This window comes from Streptomyces sp. ISL-12 (genome assembly GCF_018614415.1).
Classification (GTDB): Bacteria; Actinomycetota; Actinomycetes; order Streptomycetales; family Streptomycetaceae; genus Streptomyces.
The window spans coordinates 1-16661 of record NZ_JAGGOO010000191.1 but is presented as its reverse complement, the minus strand read 5'-3'; the positions used below and the strand labels follow the sequence as shown (position 1 = coordinate 16661).

The 16661-nt window shown below is 73.6% G+C and carries 18 protein-coding genes and 1 pseudogene; 14 read left to right on the top strand and 5 right to left on the bottom strand.

What is annotated here, in order from left to right; translation table 11 throughout:
- Nucleotides 1-190 precede the first annotated feature (190 nt).
- The 5 genes from J7I94_RS37050 to J7I94_RS37035 all read left to right on the top strand — a co-directional run bounded on the left by J7I94_RS37050 (nt 191) and on the right by J7I94_RS37035 (nt 3252).
- On the top strand, nt 191-982 hold the full coding sequence (locus J7I94_RS37050; protein WP_374198493.1) for a hypothetical protein: 792 nt from the start codon (nt 191-193) through the stop codon (nt 980-982).
- A gap of 68 nt (nt 983-1050) precedes the next feature.
- On the top strand, nt 1051-1185 hold the full coding sequence (locus J7I94_RS39155; RefSeq protein ID WP_285442785.1) for a hypothetical protein: 135 nt from the start codon (nt 1051-1053) through the stop codon (nt 1183-1185).
- Nucleotides 1186-1225: 40 nt separating this feature from the next.
- Nucleotides 1226-1801 carry an FABP family protein gene (locus tag J7I94_RS37045; RefSeq protein ID WP_215174636.1) on the top strand — a complete coding sequence of 192 codons (576 nt, stop codon included), beginning with the start codon at nt 1226-1228 and terminating at the stop codon, nt 1799-1801.
- A 16-nt stretch (nt 1802-1817) separates the two neighbouring features.
- Nucleotides 1818-2255 carry a Fur family transcriptional regulator gene (locus J7I94_RS37040; RefSeq protein ID WP_215174634.1) on the top strand — a complete coding sequence of 146 codons (438 nt, stop codon included), beginning with the start codon at nt 1818-1820 and terminating at the stop codon, nt 2253-2255.
- Nucleotides 2256-2286: 31 nt separating this feature from the next.
- The gene (locus tag J7I94_RS37035; protein WP_215174632.1) at nt 2287-3252 is read left to right on the top strand and encodes a folate-binding protein YgfZ; all 966 of its coding nucleotides are present in this window, start codon (nt 2287-2289) and stop codon (nt 3250-3252) included.
- Between the two features lie 4 nt (nt 3253-3256).
- On the opposite strand, the gene dtd is transcribed toward J7I94_RS37035, so the two are convergent.
- Nucleotides 3257-3682: a D-aminoacyl-tRNA deacylase gene (gene dtd, locus J7I94_RS37030; RefSeq protein ID WP_215174630.1), complete on the bottom strand. Its 426-nt coding sequence runs from the start codon at nt 3680-3682 to the stop codon at nt 3257-3259.
- Between the two features lie 168 nt (nt 3683-3850).
- Between dtd and J7I94_RS37025 the strand changes: the two genes are divergently transcribed.
- The 3 genes and pseudogenes from J7I94_RS37025 to J7I94_RS37015 form a co-directional block, all read left to right on the top strand.
- Nucleotides 3851-4540, top strand: a complete 690-nt coding sequence (locus J7I94_RS37025; RefSeq protein ID WP_215174628.1) for an aerial mycelium formation protein — start codon at nt 3851-3853, stop codon at nt 4538-4540.
- Between the two features lie 75 nt (nt 4541-4615).
- Nucleotides 4616-5635: an asparaginase gene (locus tag J7I94_RS37020; RefSeq protein WP_215174626.1), complete on the top strand. Its 1020-nt coding sequence runs from the start codon at nt 4616-4618 to the stop codon at nt 5633-5635.
- A 91-nt stretch (nt 5636-5726) separates the two neighbouring features.
- Nucleotides 5727-6269: pseudogene (locus J7I94_RS37015) on the top strand (sterol carrier protein domain-containing protein); the annotation flags it as partial.
- Between the two features lie 198 nt (nt 6270-6467).
- Here J7I94_RS37015 and J7I94_RS37010 read toward each other — a convergent pair.
- Nucleotides 6468-6653: a hypothetical protein gene (locus tag J7I94_RS37010; RefSeq protein WP_215174624.1), complete on the bottom strand. Its 186-nt coding sequence runs from the start codon at nt 6651-6653 to the stop codon at nt 6468-6470.
- Nucleotides 6654-6843: 190 nt separating this feature from the next.
- Here J7I94_RS37010 and J7I94_RS37005 point away from each other — a divergent pair, with 190 nt between their 5' ends.
- A complete protein-coding gene (locus J7I94_RS37005; RefSeq protein ID WP_215174622.1) occupies nt 6844-7758 on the top strand; it encodes a FadR/GntR family transcriptional regulator in 915 nt (304 codons plus the stop codon).
- A gap of 8 nt (nt 7759-7766) precedes the next feature.
- Here J7I94_RS37005 and J7I94_RS37000 read toward each other — a convergent pair whose 3' ends face one another.
- Nucleotides 7767-7985: a hypothetical protein gene (locus J7I94_RS37000; protein WP_215174620.1), complete on the bottom strand. Its 219-nt coding sequence runs from the start codon at nt 7983-7985 to the stop codon at nt 7767-7769.
- A 174-nt stretch (nt 7986-8159) separates the two neighbouring features.
- On the opposite strand from J7I94_RS37000, the gene J7I94_RS36995 reads away from it, so the two are divergent.
- The 5 genes from J7I94_RS36995 to J7I94_RS36975 all read left to right on the top strand — a co-directional run bounded on the left by J7I94_RS36995 (nt 8160) and on the right by J7I94_RS36975 (nt 14808).
- Nucleotides 8160-9026, top strand: a complete 867-nt coding sequence (locus J7I94_RS36995; protein ID WP_215174618.1) for a winged helix-turn-helix domain-containing protein — start codon at nt 8160-8162, stop codon at nt 9024-9026.
- On the top strand, nt 9026-9817 hold the full coding sequence (locus J7I94_RS36990) for an HAD family hydrolase (protein WP_308114850.1): 792 nt from the start codon (nt 9026-9028) through the stop codon (nt 9815-9817). The genes J7I94_RS36995 and J7I94_RS36990 overlap by 1 nt, the downstream gene beginning before the upstream one ends.
- Before the next feature lie 118 nt (nt 9818-9935).
- A complete protein-coding gene (locus J7I94_RS36985) occupies nt 9936-12140 on the top strand; it encodes a phosphotransferase (RefSeq protein ID WP_308114849.1) in 2205 nt (734 codons plus the stop codon).
- Complete coding sequence (locus tag J7I94_RS36980) at nt 12137-12748, top strand: TetR family transcriptional regulator (protein WP_215174614.1); 612 nt, start codon at nt 12137-12139, stop codon at nt 12746-12748. Before J7I94_RS36985 ends, J7I94_RS36980 begins: the two co-directional genes overlap by 4 nt.
- 41 nt (nt 12749-12789) lie before the next feature.
- Nucleotides 12790-14808: an AAA family ATPase gene (locus tag J7I94_RS36975; RefSeq protein WP_215174612.1), complete on the top strand. Its 2019-nt coding sequence runs from the start codon at nt 12790-12792 to the stop codon at nt 14806-14808.
- A 7-nt stretch (nt 14809-14815) separates the two neighbouring features.
- On the opposite strand, the gene J7I94_RS36970 is transcribed toward J7I94_RS36975, so the two are convergent.
- Together J7I94_RS36970 and J7I94_RS36965 are read right to left on the bottom strand one after the other, a co-directional pair.
- Complete coding sequence (locus tag J7I94_RS36970) at nt 14816-15973, bottom strand: SGNH/GDSL hydrolase family protein (protein ID WP_215174610.1); 1158 nt, start codon at nt 15971-15973, stop codon at nt 14816-14818.
- Nucleotides 15974-15975: 2 nt separating this feature from the next.
- Nucleotides 15976-16569, bottom strand: coding sequence for a TetR/AcrR family transcriptional regulator (locus tag J7I94_RS36965; RefSeq protein ID WP_215174608.1), 594 nt, complete (start codon nt 16567-16569; stop codon nt 15976-15978).
- Nucleotides 16570-16661: the final 92 nt, after the last annotated feature.

The following is a 16661-nucleotide window of genomic DNA, read 5'->3' as shown; positions in this document are numbered from 1 at the left end:
CGCCGACACCGTGCGCCCCGTCCCCCCGGCCTGCCTGCTCATCCAGTCCACCGCCGCCGACGGACTCGTCCGCCTCCACAACCACGGCAGCAACCATGCGAGCAGCGCCCCGTCCGGCGACGACGACTCCGGCTACGCCCGCTACGCCTACTCCACCCGCACCGGCCCCACCACCCCGCCCGACCAGCCCGTGCCCGTGCCCACGCCCACGCCCTCGCCCCCGGAGGACCGCCGATTCCTGCGCGCCGCCCTGCGCTGGACGGCCGCCGTGGCCGTCTTCGCGGTGGCCGGGGCCGGGACGGCGTACGGGATCAGCAGCCTGGAGCGGACCGACGTACCGGGGCTGGCCACCGCGTCGGACGGCCGCTGGGCCTACCCCGAGCTCACCGCACCACCGCTGCCCGAGGGCAGCCCCGGGCCGCTCGCCGACACGAATCCGGCCGGTGCCCACTACGCGGACCTGCGCGAGCTGGTGCTGCCCGCGCCCGAGGGGGCGACGGAGGACAAGGCGCTGCGCGGCGACGACGGCTGGCTGGCGACGAAGGACCTGCTGGCGGAGTACGTCGAGGACGACCGGGACGAGCTGCGGCAGAAGCTCACCGACCACGGCCTGCGGCACATCGCCGCCCGCGGCTGGACCACCGACGACGGCACCCGTACCCGGATCTACCTGCTCCAGTTCGGCACCGCCGCCGTCGTGGACGAGCTGAGCGGCGACATCGCCCAGGTCGGCCGCCCCGCCCACGCCCTGCGCGGCGCCGGCGAGTCCGTCTGGGACGGGGACTTCCCCGAGAAGGCCACCGTCTCCGGCGTCACCCGCATGATGTACACGGAGGCCGAGCCCTACGGCGCCGAGCAGGTCCGGCACGGCTATCTCACCGCCGGCGACGTCCTCGCCCTGGTCGTGCAGTCCCGCGAGGGCACCGCACCCGCCGTCCCCTTCCAGCAGACCGCGGCGCTCCAGAGCCGGCTGCTGGCCTGACCCGGCGGGCAGGGCGTACCTCACCCGACAGGGCCGGGCCCCGGCCGCGTAAGCTGGGCCCCGGCCCTGTGCACACCACCGCACCCCCGCTCAAGGAGCACCCCGTGGAGATCTTCTTCGAAGCCCTGCTGGTCCTGGTCTGCGTCGGCGTTCTCGCCTTCGCCGGACTGACCGTGAAGAAGCTGTTCCAGGGCCAGCGCTGACCCCCACGCCAGGAAGCACGTCAGGAAGTAAGTTCCGCTCATGATCGAGATCCCGTCCGACCTGCACAAGGACCTCGTCCCGCTCGCCTTCCTGCTCGGCAACTGGGCCGGCGCGGGCGTGCACGACTTCCCCGGCGCCGAGAAGTGCAACTTCGGTCAGGAGGTCACCTTCTCCCACGACGGACGTGACTTCCTGGAGTACGCCTCCCACACCTGGGTGCTCGACAAGGATGGCAACAAGGTCCGCCCGCTGGAGTCCGAGCACGGCTTCTGGCGTATCGACGCCGACCGCAAGGTCGAGGTGACGATGACCCGCGACGACGGCGTCATCGAGATCTGGTACGGCGAGATGGCCGCCCAGAAGCCGCAGATCGACCTGGTGACGGACGCCGTGGCCCGCACCGCCGCCGCCCAGCCCTACACCGGCGGCAAGCGTCTGTACGGCTACGTCAAGAGCGACCTGATGTGGGTCGGCGAGAAGCAGACCCCCGAGGTCGAGCTGCGCCCCTACATGTCCGCGCACCTGAAGAAGGTCGTCACCCCGGAGGACGTCGAACGCTGGGCCAAGGCCCTCCCCGACGACATGCCGGACGACGGGATCGCTTTCTTCAAGTAGTCCTAGACTCAGGGGTGTGGTGAGCACCGACTGGAAAAGCGACCTGAGGCAGCGCGGTTACCGGCTGACCCCGCAGCGGCAACTGGTGCTGGAGGCCGTGGACACCCTGGAGCACGCGACCCCCGACGACATCCTCGGCGAAGTGCGCAAGACGGCGTCGGGGGTCAACATCTCCACGGTCTACCGGACGCTGGAGCTGCTGGAGGAGCTGGGCCTGGTCAGCCACGCCCACCTCGGGCACGGGGCGCCGACCTACCACCTGGCCGACCGGCACCACCACATCCACCTGGTCTGCCGGGACTGCACCAACGTCATCGAGGCCGATCTGTCGGTGGCCGCCGAGTTCACCGACAAGCTGCGCGAGCAGTTCGGGTTCGACACCGACATGAAGCACTTCGCGATTTTCGGCCGGTGCGAGGACTGTTCGCTCAAGGGTTCAACTACCGAGTCGTAGACCGGTCGTGGTCCGGTCGTAGGCTGGAGGCATGAAGAGCCCCCTGCTGTCCCTGCCCGGCGCCGTACCCGCCGAGGGGGTGGACGAAGGCGTCGCCGCCCACTACGGCGACCTGTTCCGCGAGCAGCGCGCCCTCGCCGGCGGCACCGGTTTCGTCGACCTCTCGCACCGCGGGGTCGTCACCGTCACCGGCGACGACCGGCTGAGCTGGCTGCACCTGCTGCTCACCCAGCACGTCAGCGACCTGCCGGCCGGACAGGCCACCGAGGCGCTGATCCTCTCCGCCAACGGGCACATCGAGCACGCCCTGTACCTCGTCGACGACGGGGAGACGGTCTGGGCGCACGTCGAGCCCGGCACCCGCGAGGCGCTGGTCGCCTACCTGGAGTCGATGAAGTTCTTCTACCGGGTCGAGGTCGCCGACCGCACCGAGGACATCGCGGTGGTGCACCTGCCCGCCGGGTCCATCGCGCCGGTCCCCGAGGGCGTCGCCGTACGGGAGACCCCGTACGGGCGTGACCTCTTCCTGCCGCGTGACGAGCTGGAGGCGTACGCCGCGCAGGCCGGGCCGCCGGCCGGGCTGCTGGCGTACGAGGCGCTGCGGGTCGAGCAGCACCGGCCCCGGCTCGGTTTCGAGACCGATCACCGCACCATCCCGCACGAGCTGGGCTGGATCGGCACCGCCGTCCATCTCCAGAAGGGCTGCTACCGCGGCCAGGAGACCGTCGCCCGGGTGCAGAACCTGGGCAAGCCCCCGCGCCGGCTGGTCTTCCTGCACCTGGACGGCAGCGAGGTGCACCTGCCGGTGGCGGGGACCGAGCTCCGGCTCGCGGACGAGGGGGCCGAGGGGCGGAAGATCGGCTTCATCACCACCTCCGTACGCCACCACGAGCTGGGCCCGGTCGCCCTCGCCCTGGTCAAGCGGAACGTGCCGGTGGACGCGCGGCTGGTGGCCGGGGACACGGCGGCGGCCCAGGAGACCGTCGTAGCGCCCTGACCGGTCAGATCTCCAGCAGTACGGTGAACGGGCCGTCGTTCGTCAGCGTCACCCGCATGCGCGCGCCGAAGCGGCCCGTCGCCACGGTCGCGCCCAGCGCGCGCAGCTGGGCGACCACCTCGTCGACGAGGGGTTCGGCGACGTCGCCGGGGGCGGCGGCGTTCCAGGTGGGGCGGCGGCCCTTGCGGGCGTCGCCATAAAGGGTGAACTGGCTGATGACCAGGAGCGGCGCGTCGATGTCACTGCACGACTTCTCGTCCGCCAGCATCCGCACCGACCAGAGCTTGCGGGCCAGTTGCGCGGCCTTCTCCTCGGTGTCCCCGTGGGTGACCCCGACCAGGACGCACAGGCCCTCGCCCTCGAACGCGCCGACCGTCTCGCCGTCCACGACGACGCTCGCGCCGTCCGCCCTCTGTACCACCGCTCGCATGCGGCCATGATGCCGTGCGCCCCCCGGGCGCCGGCGGGCGGCCCCGTACGGGTTTCTTTTCGTCCCCGAACCCCCCATCTGGGGCCGATCGGGGGCACTCGGTCACATAGCGGCCGGATGGGGTGGCACGATGCTCCCAGACGCCGGTCGAGGGGACGGTTGAGGCACATGAGCACACCGAGTACCGGGCAGCCGTCGAGGACTGTCTCGTTGACGTATGCGGTCGGCACAGACAGGATCCGGCCGCCCGTGCAGCGCACGGACAGCCCGGAGCTGCCCGCGGATCCGCCCGCGAGCACACCGCCCGGGGGGAACACACAGACCGCGCCGGAGGCGGCGCGGGCAACGGCACAGGGGGCGACGGGGAAGAACGATCTGACCGTACTGAGTCTGCCCGAGTTGCGCACACTGCGCAGGGAAGCCCAGCGGGAGGAGGCCGACCTGAGTTATGTACGACGGCTGTTGCAGGGGCGGATCGACATCCTGCGGGCCGAGCTGGCCCTGCGCGGGCCCGCCTCCGTGGTGGCCCGGGAGCAGTCGATGGTGGAGCGGCTGTCGGAGATCCTGACGGACGGCCCGGCCCGGCACCGCTCCTCGGCCCGGCATGTGACGCTGGGCACGCCGCGCAGCGAGGAGTACCGGCAACTGGCCGCCGAGATGCTGGGCGAGGTCGAGCTGTCGGACCTCCGGGCGCGCACCGATCCGGAGCTGACGGCCGCGATGGGGCGGCTGGTGGGCTACGAGCAGCAGGTGTCCCGGCGACGCCAGCGGCTGCAGCGCACGGCGGACGACTGCAGCGCCGAGATCGCGCGCCGGTACCGTGAAGGGGAAGCACAAGTAGACGACCTGCTGGCGTGACGTGCCGGCCCGGTGACCCCGGGCCGTTGGCGCGGCCGACCGTCCGGCGGGTCCCCTGTCGGAAGGCGACCGCCGATGCCCGCGCCCCAGCAGCCCACGTCCGGGTCCCCGTCCCCGTCCCAGCCCCGGTCCGGGGAGGCCGGGCCCGTACCCGCCGTGCCGCCCGTCCTCGCCGAGGTCGTGCGGTCCGGGTTCGTCGAGGGCCGTCATCGCGGCAGCCTGGTGGTGCTGGGCGCGGACGGGGCGGTCGACCTGGCGCTCGGGGACCCGGCCGCCCCCGTCTTCCCGCGCTCCGCCAACAAGCCGATGCAGGCCGCCGGCGTGCTGCGCGCGGGGCTGGAGCTGGCGGGGGAGCGACTGGCGCTGGCCGCCGCGAGCCACTCCGGGGAATCGTTTCACCTGGATCTGGTACGGCAGCTGCTCGCCGAGCAGGGACTGGACGCGGCGCAGCTCCAGTGCCCGCCCGACCTGCCGCTCGACCCCGAGGAGCGGGACGCGTACCTGGCCTCGGGCGCCGTCCCGGACCGGGTGACCATGAACTGCTCCGGCAAGCACACCGCCATGCTGGCCGTCTGCGCCCGGCGCGGCTGGCCGCTGGAGAGCTACCTGGACCCCGGCCACCCGCTCCAGCGGCTCATCCACGAGGTGGTCGAGGAAGCCGCCGGGGAGCCGGTCGACGCCGTCGGCACCGACGGGTGCGGTGCGCCGCTGATGGCGATCTCGCTGACCGGGCTGGCCCGCGCCTTCCGCTCCTTCGTCCTCGCCGCGCCGGGCTCGGCCGAACGCCGGGTCGCCGACGCCATGCGGGCCCACCCCGAGTACGTCGCCGGCACCCGCCGCGCCGACACCTGGCTGATGCGGGAGGTGCCGGGGGCCCTGTCCAAGATGGGCGCCGAGGCGGTCCAGGCGGTGGCCCTGCCCGACGGCCGCGCCCTCGCCTTCAAGATCGAGGACGGGGCGACCCGGGCGCTCGGCCCGGTACTGGCCCGCGCGCTGGCCCTGCTGGGCGTGGACGCGCCGGTACGGGAGCGGATCGGACGGTCACCGCTGCTCGGCGGGGGGCGCGAGGTGGGGGAGATCCGCGCCGCGTTCTGAGCCGGCGGGGGCGGCCGGGGGCGGCCGGGCCCGGCCGGGGTGGTGAATATGCCGTGACGTCCGCCGTGCGCCCCGCCTACGGTGAGCGGCCTGGGGCGACGCCAAGCAGCCGCTGAACACGGCGACCGTGGACTGGCTGCTCGGGACGACACCGGCCGCCGAGCGCGCCCTGTGGCACTTCCTGTGCTCGATCGACTGGGTCGTGACGGTGAAGAGCGGCCGGCGCTCCCCCGACGATCTGCTCCCGCACTTCCTGCCCGACCCGCGCGCCGCCCGGATCACCACCCAGGCCGACTGGCTGTGGGTGCGGCTCCTGGACGTCGTACGGGCGCTGGAGGCGCGGACGTACGGCGGCGAGGGCGTCCTGGTGCTGGAGGTGGCCGACCGGGACGGGACGGCCGGCGGGCGGTGGCGGCTGGAGGCGTCCGGGGGCCGGGCGTCCTGCCGGGCGACGGCGGAGGGCGCGGACCTGGTCCTCGGCGTGGGCGACCTGGCCCGGCTGTGGCTGGGCGACGAGTCGGCGGTCCGGCTGGCGGCACTGGGCCGGGTCCGGGAAGAACGAGCGGGCGCCGCCCTGGTGGCCGACGCCCTGCTGCGTACTTCCGGGCGGCCTTGGTGCCCGGACATGTTCTGAGGTGCCTCCTTACGGCCGGTGACGGTGACGGTGACGGTGTTGCTGTACTGGGCTGTACTGGGCTGTGCTGGGTCGTGCGTATCCGTAGCGTGCTCTTCAGTTGTGGTTGTGGTTGTTGTGCGGTGGTGCCGGCCCGGTCCGACCGGACTCCCGGCTCCCCTCCGGAAGGGAGCCCGGACGGCGGGCGCGTTGTAGGGCTCAGCCCGACTGGGCGAGCAGCATGACGAGGATCACCGCGCCGACGCCGCCGATCGCGGTGTTCTTCGCCTTGATGCCGATGGACAGCGCGACGAACGCGATGATGCCCATCGGCCCGTACTTCCACTGGACGAGCTGCTCGAACCCGATGGCGAGCGCTGCGATGACGATGGCGACGAGCGGCATGGTTCCCCCTCCGGGACGTCCCCCGCGGGACATGGTCCCCACTGACATCCTGTTGGCCAACCCTCGTGAGGTCGGACCATGTTGTGCAAGTTGGCTGCCAACTCTTCCATACATATCTCCGCTTGGATGCGGCTCATAACCACCTTCTTTCGAACTGTCTGAAGATGGCGAGAAGTTGTAGGGTTCGTTCGTGGAGCCGGAACACGCCACCGTCGATGGACGGAAGAGGTCACAGCGGCCGCAGCGGACCCATCGCGAGGTGGCCGACGAACTGCGCGCCCGGATCAGGTCCGGTGAGCTGCGGGCGGGTCAGCGGATGCCCACGCAGGCGCAGTTGGCCGACGAGTTCGGCGTGGAGCGCGGCACGGTCCGCCAGGCGCTGCGCGTTCTCCAGTCCGAGCACCTGCTCACCAACGTCTCCAAGGGCAGCCCCGCGACCGTCGCCCCCGACTTCGGCAAGGCGGCGACGGGACCGCTGGCGGCGCCCCTGCCCACCACGGTCGCCCTCGCGCCGCGGATCGCCGCCGCCTTCGACACCGAGCACGTGCGGATCGACGCGCTCTGCCTGACCTCGGTCTCGCTCACCCTCGCGATCGGGGAGCCGCTGCGCGAGATCCACGCCGGGCGGCTGAAACCGGCCAAGGTCGACCTGAGGGTCCTGCTGCCCTCCCGCGACATCAGCCTGGCCTTCCCGGTGGCGGTCGCCGGACACCCCGGGAACAACCCCGAGGACCCGGTGCACCAGCGGTGGCTGGCCCAGCGCAACGCCCAGGGACAGGTGCTGCGGCACAACCTGCTGTCGCTGCGCTCCATGTACGGCATCGACGTGAGCGTCACCTTCCGCGCCCTGCCCTTCACGCCGCCGGTCAAGCTGTACCTGCTCAACGGCGAGGAGGCGCTCTTCGCCTACTACACGATCGGCCGGCGGCAGCAGGAGACCGACGACGGGAGCGTGGAGATGTACGACACCGAGGGCACCAGGTCGGTGCTGTTCGCGTTCGAGCAGGGCGCCGGCCCGCGGGACGGCGGGTTCGTGGAGCAGTCACGCCGGTGGTTCGACGCGCTGTGGGGGACGATCAGTTCGGAGCTGGTGCTCACGGTCTGACGCCGCCCTCACAGGGCGGGTCGTGACACCAGCAGGGCGAGCACCACCGCTCCGGCGGAACTGACCGAGGGCCTGCGGGACTTGACGCCCACGGTGAGCAGGAGCAGGCCGAGGAGGCCGCCGGCGCCGTACCGCCAGTGGAGGAACTCCTCGAAGGCGATCACGAAGGCGGTGGTGACGTCGGTGGTGACGGTGGTGACGATGGTGGCGCTGGAGAGGGCAGTCATGGGTTTCCTCCTCGGCAGGGCGGAGGTGACAAGTCCGCCGCCAACTTCTCCGAGTTGGCGACCAACTCTTCCTATCTAGTCCCACTTGGCAGTCAGCTATAAACAACTTCCCGGCAACTCCCCTAAGATGGATCACAGTTGTAGTTTTCGGACGTGACTCAGGAGAACGTTGCGGTGGACGGCAGCAAAAGGCTCTCCCCCCAGGAGATCGCAGACATCCTGCGGGAGCGGATCCGCGCCGGTGACCTCAAGGCGGGGGACCGCCTGCCCACGCAGGCGGAGCTGTCCGAGGAGTTCGGCGTGGAGCGCGGCGCCGTCCGGCAGGCCCTGCGGTCGCTCCAGGAGGACGGGCTGCTCAGCAACGTCAGCAAGGGCAGCCCGCCCCGGATCGCCGCCCCGGCCCCGGCGCACGGCGAGCCGCAGCCCACGATGGTGGCGCTGGCACCGCGGCTGACGCGGGCGTTCGGCGAGCCGGAGGTGCGGATCGACGTGGTCTGCCACACCTCCGAGACGCTGATGCTCGCCCTCAGCGAGCCGCTCCGCATGATCCACGAGGGCCGTATCCGCCCCCGGTCCATCTCCCTCCGCGTCCTGCTGCCGTCCCGGAACATCAACCTCGCCTTCCCGGTGCTGGTCGACACCTCCGCCGGCGACGGCACCGACGGGGCCGACCCCGTGCACGAGCGGTGGCTCCAGATGCGCGACGCCCAGGCCCGCGTCCTCCAGCACAACCTGAACGCCGTACGGTCCACCCAGCGCGTCGACGTCAGCGTCGCCTTCCGCGCGCTGCCCTTCACCCCGCCGATGAAGCTGTACCTGCTCAACGGCGAGGAGGCGCTGATCGGCTACTACATGCTGACCAGGCGTGAGGAGGAGTGGCAGAGCCGGACGCTGGAGATGTACGACGTCCTCGGTTTCGAATCCCTGCTGTTCGCGTTCCTGAAGCAGGACGGCCACCGGGACGGGGCGTTCGTCGAGGAATCCCAGAAGTGGTTCGACGCCCTCTGGGAAACCATCACGACGGACCTCACACTCTCCTAGTGGCTTCTGATACGCAGCAGAGCACTCCGGTGACCGCGTCGGCAGAGTCCTTGCGGAAGCTGACGGCCCCCGTCCGGTACGTCCTGTGGGACCTGGACGGGCCGATCTGCCGGCTGTTCGCCGGGCACCCGGCGGGTGTGATCGCCCGTGACCTGGTGGCCGAGATCGACGCCCTGGGGCTGGGCGGGTCGCTGACCGAGCGGGAACGCGCCCACCGCGACCCGCAGGCGGTACTGCTGCGGGTCAGCGAGCGGCACCCCGGCAGCGACCTGGTCGGGGAACTGGAGGAGTGGCTGACCCGGCAGGAACTCGCGGCCGTCCCGGGAGCCCGCCCCACCCCCTACGCCGATCCGCTCATCCGGACGTGGACCGCCCTGGGCGCGGTCTCGGCCGTCACCACCAACAACTCGGCGCGGGTGGCGGCGGCGTACCTGGAGACCCGGGGGCTGACCGGCTGCTTCTCCTCCCTCTACGGCCGCACCGGGGACCTCGGTCTCATGAAGCCCCACCCGCACGCGCTGCTGCGGGCGCTGACCGTCATGGGCGCCGATCCGTCCCAGGCCCTCATGATCGGCGACTCGCCGTCCGACCTCGCTGCGGCGCGGGCCGCCGGGGTCCCGTTCCTCGGGTACGCCCGGAGCGAGGAGACGGCCGCCGCCCTGGTGGACCCGGACGCCGCCGAGCCGTGTGTCGTCACGGACCTGTCGGACGTACGGGCCGCGCTGCTCGCCCGGAGCCCCTTCGCGCCGCCCTCCGGGAGCGGCTGTCCCGCGCCGGAGGGCACATCCTGATGCGGTAAGGTCCCCGGCACACCACTGGTCGCGGCCGTGCGGGTGACACCCCGCCCTGCACCGTCCCGGCATTGCCTTTACCGTCGTCACACCAGCCCTTTTCGCACCGGAGCGACCAGTGGTCGTACCTTCCCCTCCTGAGCCGCTGCGCGACTTCGTGCGGCTGGCCGTCGATCAGGGGACGCCCGTCCAGGGCCACCACCACCGCAACCACGTCACGCTCCTGCCGCCCCGCACGGCCGCGCTGCTCGGCCGTGCTCCCGGCGAGACCGTCACCGTGCGTCTCCGGAGGGCCGGGGTCCTGCCCGTGGTGATCCGGACCTGGCCGGACGAGGCGGCCGTCCTGAAGGCCGTACGGGAGGTGCTGCCCGGCGTGCCGGAGTGCCTGGCGCGGTGGGACGGCGGCACGGTCCAGACCCATGTGGAGGGCGTCGCCCTCGGGGAGCGCTGCCCGGACGGCAAGCCCGTCGACCGCGTCCTCGTCGAGGCGCTGGCCGCTCAGCTCGCGCGGCTGGCCCTGGTGCGCCGCGCCGCGCTGCCGCCGCTGCCGGCCTGCCGGCCCCGCGGCCACACGGACAGCCAGGGCTTCCTGCGCGCCCTCGCGCACTGCGCCGACGTACAGATCCGGCAGGCCAACTGGCCCGGCTTCGGCGGGCTGTTCACCGCGCTCGGGCTGCCCGAGGACGCCCTGCGGCGGCTGGGGGAGCGGACGCCCTCCCTGACGCGCCGCCCGTTCAGCCTGCTCCACACCGACCTGCACCGCGCCAACGTGATCGTCTCGGACGGCCCGGACGGCCCGGACGGCCCGGACGGCCCGGACGGCCCGGACGGTCCCGACGGCCTCCGCCTGAGCTGCGTCGACTGGGAGCTGGCGAGCTACGGCGACCCCCTGCACGACCTGGCGACGCACCTGGTACGGATGCGGTACCCGGCCGGTCAGTGGCCCGAGGTGATCGAGGCGTGGGCGGCGGCCGTGCGGGCGGTGCGGCCCGCGGCCGGGCACGGGCTGGACCGGGACCTGCCGCACTATGTCGCCTTCGAACGCGCCCAGTCGGTCTACCCGGACACCATCCGCGCCGCGCGCTCCCTGGAGGAGTCGTTCACCGAGGAGCGGCTGGCGGCGGCGACGGAGACGGTGGCGCGGGCGCTGGACGCGGCGGCCGAGCCGCTCCGGCTGACCCGGGTGCCCGGCGGCGGCGAGATCGAGCGGGCCCTGTTCCGGTGGTGGGCGTCCCGGGACGGCGGCGGACGGCGACCGCTCGCCCCCGCGCACCGCTGGCGCCGGGACCGTCGGGTGCCCGAGCGGGCGGACTTCCCCGACGCGTGCGTGGAACAGGCGCTGCGCGAGGAGGGCGCCGCCCCCGCGCACCGGGTCTTCAAGGGCACCGGCCACCTGAACACCGTCGTACGGGTGCCGGGCGCCGGCACCCCCGTGGTGGTCCGGCGGAAACTCCCCGTGGACCGCCGCCGGGAGCGGAGTTTCCTCAGCGAGCACTCCGTGCTGCGGGCCATCGAGCAGGCGTCGGTCAGGGTGGCGGCCCCCCGGGTGCTGGCCCTGGGCGAGAGCGGCTCCGGGGACCGGTTCGCGATCCACACGTACGTCGGCCCGGACGACATCGACCGGACCCCCCGCCATCCCGTGCACGGCCTCCTCCCGCACGAGGCGGACGGGCTCGTCGACCAGCTCCGCGCGCTGACCCGCGTGCCCTACCGGCAGCTCGACCCGGTCGCCGGGCAGAGCGGCTTCCACGGCCGGCTGGTCGAGCAGCTCGCCTCGCTCGTCGCCGAGCTGCCCGCCGAGTCCCGGCGCCACGCCCGGCTGCTCGGCCTGCCCGACGCCGACCGGCTGCGGCACATCCTGTCCCGGCAGACGGTGACCGAACGCAGCCCGTCCCTCCTGCACGGCGACCTGAACCCGTGGAACCTGGTCCGCCGCGACGACGACCTGGCGCTGACCGTCATCGACTGGGAGCTGGCGGTGGTCGGCGACCCCCTGTACGACCTGGTCCGGCACCTGCACCTCACCCCGGCCCGGCCGGAGATCCGCGCCCGGATGTTCCGCCGCTGGGAGCGCTCCCTGCCACCCGGGCACACCCGTGGCTGGCGCCAGGACTGGAAGGCGTACCGCCGGCTGGAGGCCGTACGGTCCGCCTACATCGACCTCGACCGCATCGTCACCGGGGAGGGGCTCGACGCGCCCAACGTCCGCCGGGCCGTCGACTCCTACGCCGTCACCCTGGCGGTGGCCACCGGCGCGCTCGGCCTGCCGGCGGGCCGCCTGAGTACGGGCGTACGGCGGCGGCTGCGTACGCTCGCCCCATGACCGAGCCCGGCCTGCGCGAGCGCAAGAAGCAGCGGATGTACCGCGTCCTGTCCGACACCGCCGTCCGGCTGTTCCTGGAGCGGGGCTTCGACGCCGTGTCGGTCGCCGAGGTGGCCGCCGCGGCCGAGGTCTCCAAGCCGACGCTGTTCCGGTACTTCCCGGCCAAGGAGGACCTGGTCCTGTACCGGATCGCCGACCACGAGGGCGAGGCCGCGCGGGTGGTCGCCGAGGGGCCGGACCCGGTGACGGCACTGTGGCGGCACTTCCTGGCGGGGCTGGAGCGGTGCGACCCGGTGACCGGGCTGAACGACGACCCCGAGGTGCTCGCCTTCCACCGCCTGCTCTACGGCACCCCCGCCCTCGCCGCCCGGATCCACGCCTACCAGGAACGTTCCGAGGCCGCGCTCGCCGACGCCCTCGGCGGCGACCTGGAGGCCCGGCTGGCGGCGGCCCAGATCATCGCCGTACAGCGCGTCCTCGCGCTGGAGAACTGGCGGCGGATCGCGGCCGGGGAACGGCTCGCGGACGTACGGGAGGACGCCGTGGCCGCGGCCGGGCGGGCGTTCGGACGGCTGGCCGCCGCACTCCCTGATTTTGATAGGCGGTAAACTATGTAACTCGGTAACGCCATTCCGGTACGCTCGGCGGAATGACGTCACCCGAACCCGCCCTCCGGGCCGCCCTCGCCCGGGAACGCGCCCATCACGAGCACTGCCGCGCCGCCCTCGCCGCGATGGTCGACGGCGCCCGGGACCACGTCGTCACCGGCGAGGACGTCTCCGCCTCCGGTGCCGACGCCGAGGTCCTCGGGCACCGGCTGCGCAGCCGCGCCAAGGAACTGCGCGAACTGCCCGAGGGCCCGCTGTTCTTCGGGCGGCTGGACCTCGCCGAGGGTCCGCTGCACATCGGGCGGCTGCGGATCTCCGAGCACCCGGCCGCCCCGCCGCTGGTCGTCGACTGGCGGGCCCCCGTCTCCCGCGCCTTCTACCAGGCCACCGCCCGCGATCCACAGGGTGTGGAAGTCCGCCGCCGGTTCGGCTGGGCGCCGGGCAGCCGGGGCGACTCCGCCGACCTCACCGGCCTGGAGGACGAGCACCTCGGCCGGGGCGAGTCCCGGGCCAGCGAGATCGTCGCCCGTGAGATCGAACGCCCCCGGGTCGGACCCATGCGGGACATCGCCGCGACCATCCAGCCCGAGCAGGACGACCTCGTCCGCGCCGCCCTGACGGAGTCGCTCTGCGTGCAGGGCGCCCCCGGCACCGGCAAGACCGCCGTCGGCCTGCACCGGGCCGCGTACCTGCTCTACACCCACCCGCGCCGGATGCGGCGCGGCGGACTGCTGGTCCTCGGGCCCAGCCGCGCCTTCCTCGGCTACATCGAAGAGGTCCTGCCCGCCCTCGGGGAGACCGGCGTACGGCAGTCGACGCTGGCGGAGGAGATCGCCCGGCACCCGGTCACCGGTACCGACGAGGCGCGGACCGCCGCCGTCAAGCACGACGCCCGGATGGCCGAGGTGCTGCGCCGGGCGCTGTACGGGCGGGTGTCCGCGTCGGTGGCGGCGGATCTGGAGGTGCCGGACGGGTCGGTGCGGCGGCGGGTGCCGGCCGAGGAACTCGCGCGGACCGTGGCGGGCGTGCGGGCCGAGGAGCCGCCGTACGGCACCGGGCGCGAGCGGGTACGGGCCCGGATCGTGCGGCACCTCCAGGACCAGGCCGAACGGCGCGGGGAGACCTGCGGCGCGGCCTGGGTGCGGCGGATCGGGCGGTCCCGGCCTGTCACCGCCTGCCTGGACGCCGTATGGCCCCGGGTGCGGCCCGAGGAGGTCGTCGCCGGGCTGCTCGGCGACCCGGCGGCCCTGGCCGAGGCGGCCGACGGGGTGCTGGACGGTGAGGAGCGGAAGGCGCTGCTGTGGCGGCGTCCGCCGCGGTCCTGGCGGTCGGCGCGGTGGTCCGCCGCCGACCTGGTCCTCCTCGACGAGGCCGCCGGGCTGCTGGAACGCCCCGAGGGCTACGGCCATGTCGTCGTCGACGAGGCCCAGGACCTCTCCCCGATGGAGTGCCGGGCCATCGCCCGCCGGGCCGCCTTCGGTTCGCTCACCGTCCTGGGCGACCTGGCGCAGGGGACCACGCCGTGGGCGGCGCGGTCCTGGCGGACGGTCCTCGGCCACCTCGGCCGGCCGGACGCGGCCGTGGCGGAGCTGACCACCGGGCACCGGGTGCCGCAGGCGGTCGTCGGCCTCGCCAACCGGTTGCTCGGGCGGCTGGACGTGGACGTCCCGGCTCCCCGCTCCCTGCGCGGGGACGGCGAGTTGACGATGCGGCCGGTCGCGTCGTCCGGGGACGTACCGGACGCGGTCGTGGCCGCCGTGCGCGCCGCGCTCGCCCGGGAGGGGTCGGTCGGGGTGATCGCGGCCGACGCGGACGTGGACCGGGTGCGCGCGGCCCTCGCCGCCGCCGGGATCGCGGCGGCCGGCCCCGAGGACCCCGGCGCCCGTCCGGCCGTGGTCCCGGCGCGTGCGGTCAAGGGACTGGAGTACGACCATGTCGTCACCGTCGAACCGGCGGCGATCGCGGCGGCGGAGGAGCGGGGGCTCAACCGGCTCTACGTCGTCCTGACCCGGGCGGTGTCGCGGCTGGACGTGGTGCACGGGCGGCCGTTGCCGTTCTGAGCGCGGCTCAGGTGAGGAGGCCGCCCGGGGAGAGGGCCAGCTCGGCGAAGCGGTCGCCGATGCGCAGGTGGGTGGCGGCGTCCGGGTGGAGGCCGTCGGGCAGGGGGAGTTCGGCGTGGTCGGCCTCGCCGTACAGGGCGCGGCCGTCCAGGTGGCGCAGGTGCGGGTCGTCGGCCGAGCGGTCGCGGACGATGCGGGCGAGTTCCTCGCGGACGACGGTGAGGGTGAGCTTTCCGGCGGCGACCTCGGCGGGGTCGCCGGCGGCGTGGAAGCCGAGCCGGCCCTCGGCGAGCGCGGCGGGGTCGAAGGCGGTGGGGCCGGGGGTGTCCTCGTGCAGGGGGCAGTAGATCGGGGAGATCACCAGGAGGGGGGTCGTCGGGTGGCCCTCGCGGATCGTGTCCAGGAAGCCGTGCACGGCCGGGCCGAAGGCGCGCAGCCGCATCAGGTCGGCGTTGACGAGGTTGATGCCGATCTTGACGCTGATCAGGTCGGCGGGGGTGTCCCGCAGCGCGCGGGCGGTGAACGGGTCGAGCAGGGCGCTGCCGGCCAGGCCCAGGTTGACCAGCTCCACCCCGGCGCGCAGGGCGGCGCGGGCGGGCCAGGTGCCGGTGGGGTCCGCGGCGTCCGAGCCGTGGCTGATCGAACTGCCGTGGTGCAGCCAGACCTTGCGGCCCCGGTCGGGGACGGGCTCGGCGGGGGCGTCGGTGCGCAGGGCGACCAGCTCGGTCGTCTCGTTGTGCGGCAGCCAGATCTCGACGTCCTTGTCGCGGTCCGGGAGGTCCGTGAAGCGCAGGGTGGTGGGGGCGCCGGTGCGGTGCTCGGTGCCGCCCGTGCTCAGGTCGACGGTGAGGGTGTGGCCGCCGGCGGCGGTGGCCCGGGTGTGCGGGACACCGTCGACGAGGAGCTCGTAGACGCCGTCCGGGCGGGGCGGGGCGCCGGTGTAGAGGCGCTTGGTGGGGAGGGTGTCGAGTTCGACGGTGGTGGCGCGGGTGCGCAAGGCCAGCCGTACGCCGGAGGGCTGGCTCTCGGCCAGGGCGAGCTGCGGGTCGGCGCACTGGGCACGGGCGCGGGCGGGGAGCCGGTGCGGCAGCAGACCGTGCGGGGTGTGTTCGAGGTCGAGGGCGCCGCGGAGGAGACCCGGGGTGAGGAGGGGGATGGTGTGCATGGTCAGTGACCTGTCGGTGAGGGGGCGGGGGCCGCGGGCCAGTTGCGCAGCAGGGCGTCGAGGGCGTCGAGGATGCGGGACCAGGACTCCTCGGGGCCGGGGGAACTGTGGCTGAAGCTGCCGCCCAGTTCCATGCTGACGTAGCCGTAGAAGACGCTGCCGAGCAGGCGGACGGCGTGGGTCTGGTCGGGTTCGGCCAGGTCGTAGCCGCGCAGCAGCGCCCGCGTCAGCTGGGCCTGCCGGACGCCCGCGCTGGCGGCGGCGGTCTGCGGGTCGAGCCGGAGCTGGGCCGCGGCGAAGCGGCCGGGGTGCTCGCGGGCGTAGTCGCGGTAGACGTTGGCCAGGGCGGTCAGGGCATCCCGGCCGGCCCGCCCGGCGAGCGCGTCGGCGGCCCGGTCGGCAAGCTCGGCGAGGGCGAGCAGGGCGATGCCGGTCTTCAGCTCCTGGGAGTTCCTCAGGTGGGAGTAGAGGCTCGCGACCTTGACGTCGAACCGCCTGGCCAGCGCCGACACGGTCACCTGCGCGAAGCCGGCCTCGTCCGCGAGGTCGGCACCGGCTGAGATCAGCCGCTCCCTGGTCAGCCCGGCTCTTGCCATGAGGGTCCTTTCGTTTGCCTAAAGCAGTATGCCCTTGCCTAAAGGGTTTAGGCAAGGGCAGGGCAAGGGCAGGGCAAGGGCAAAGGCATGGG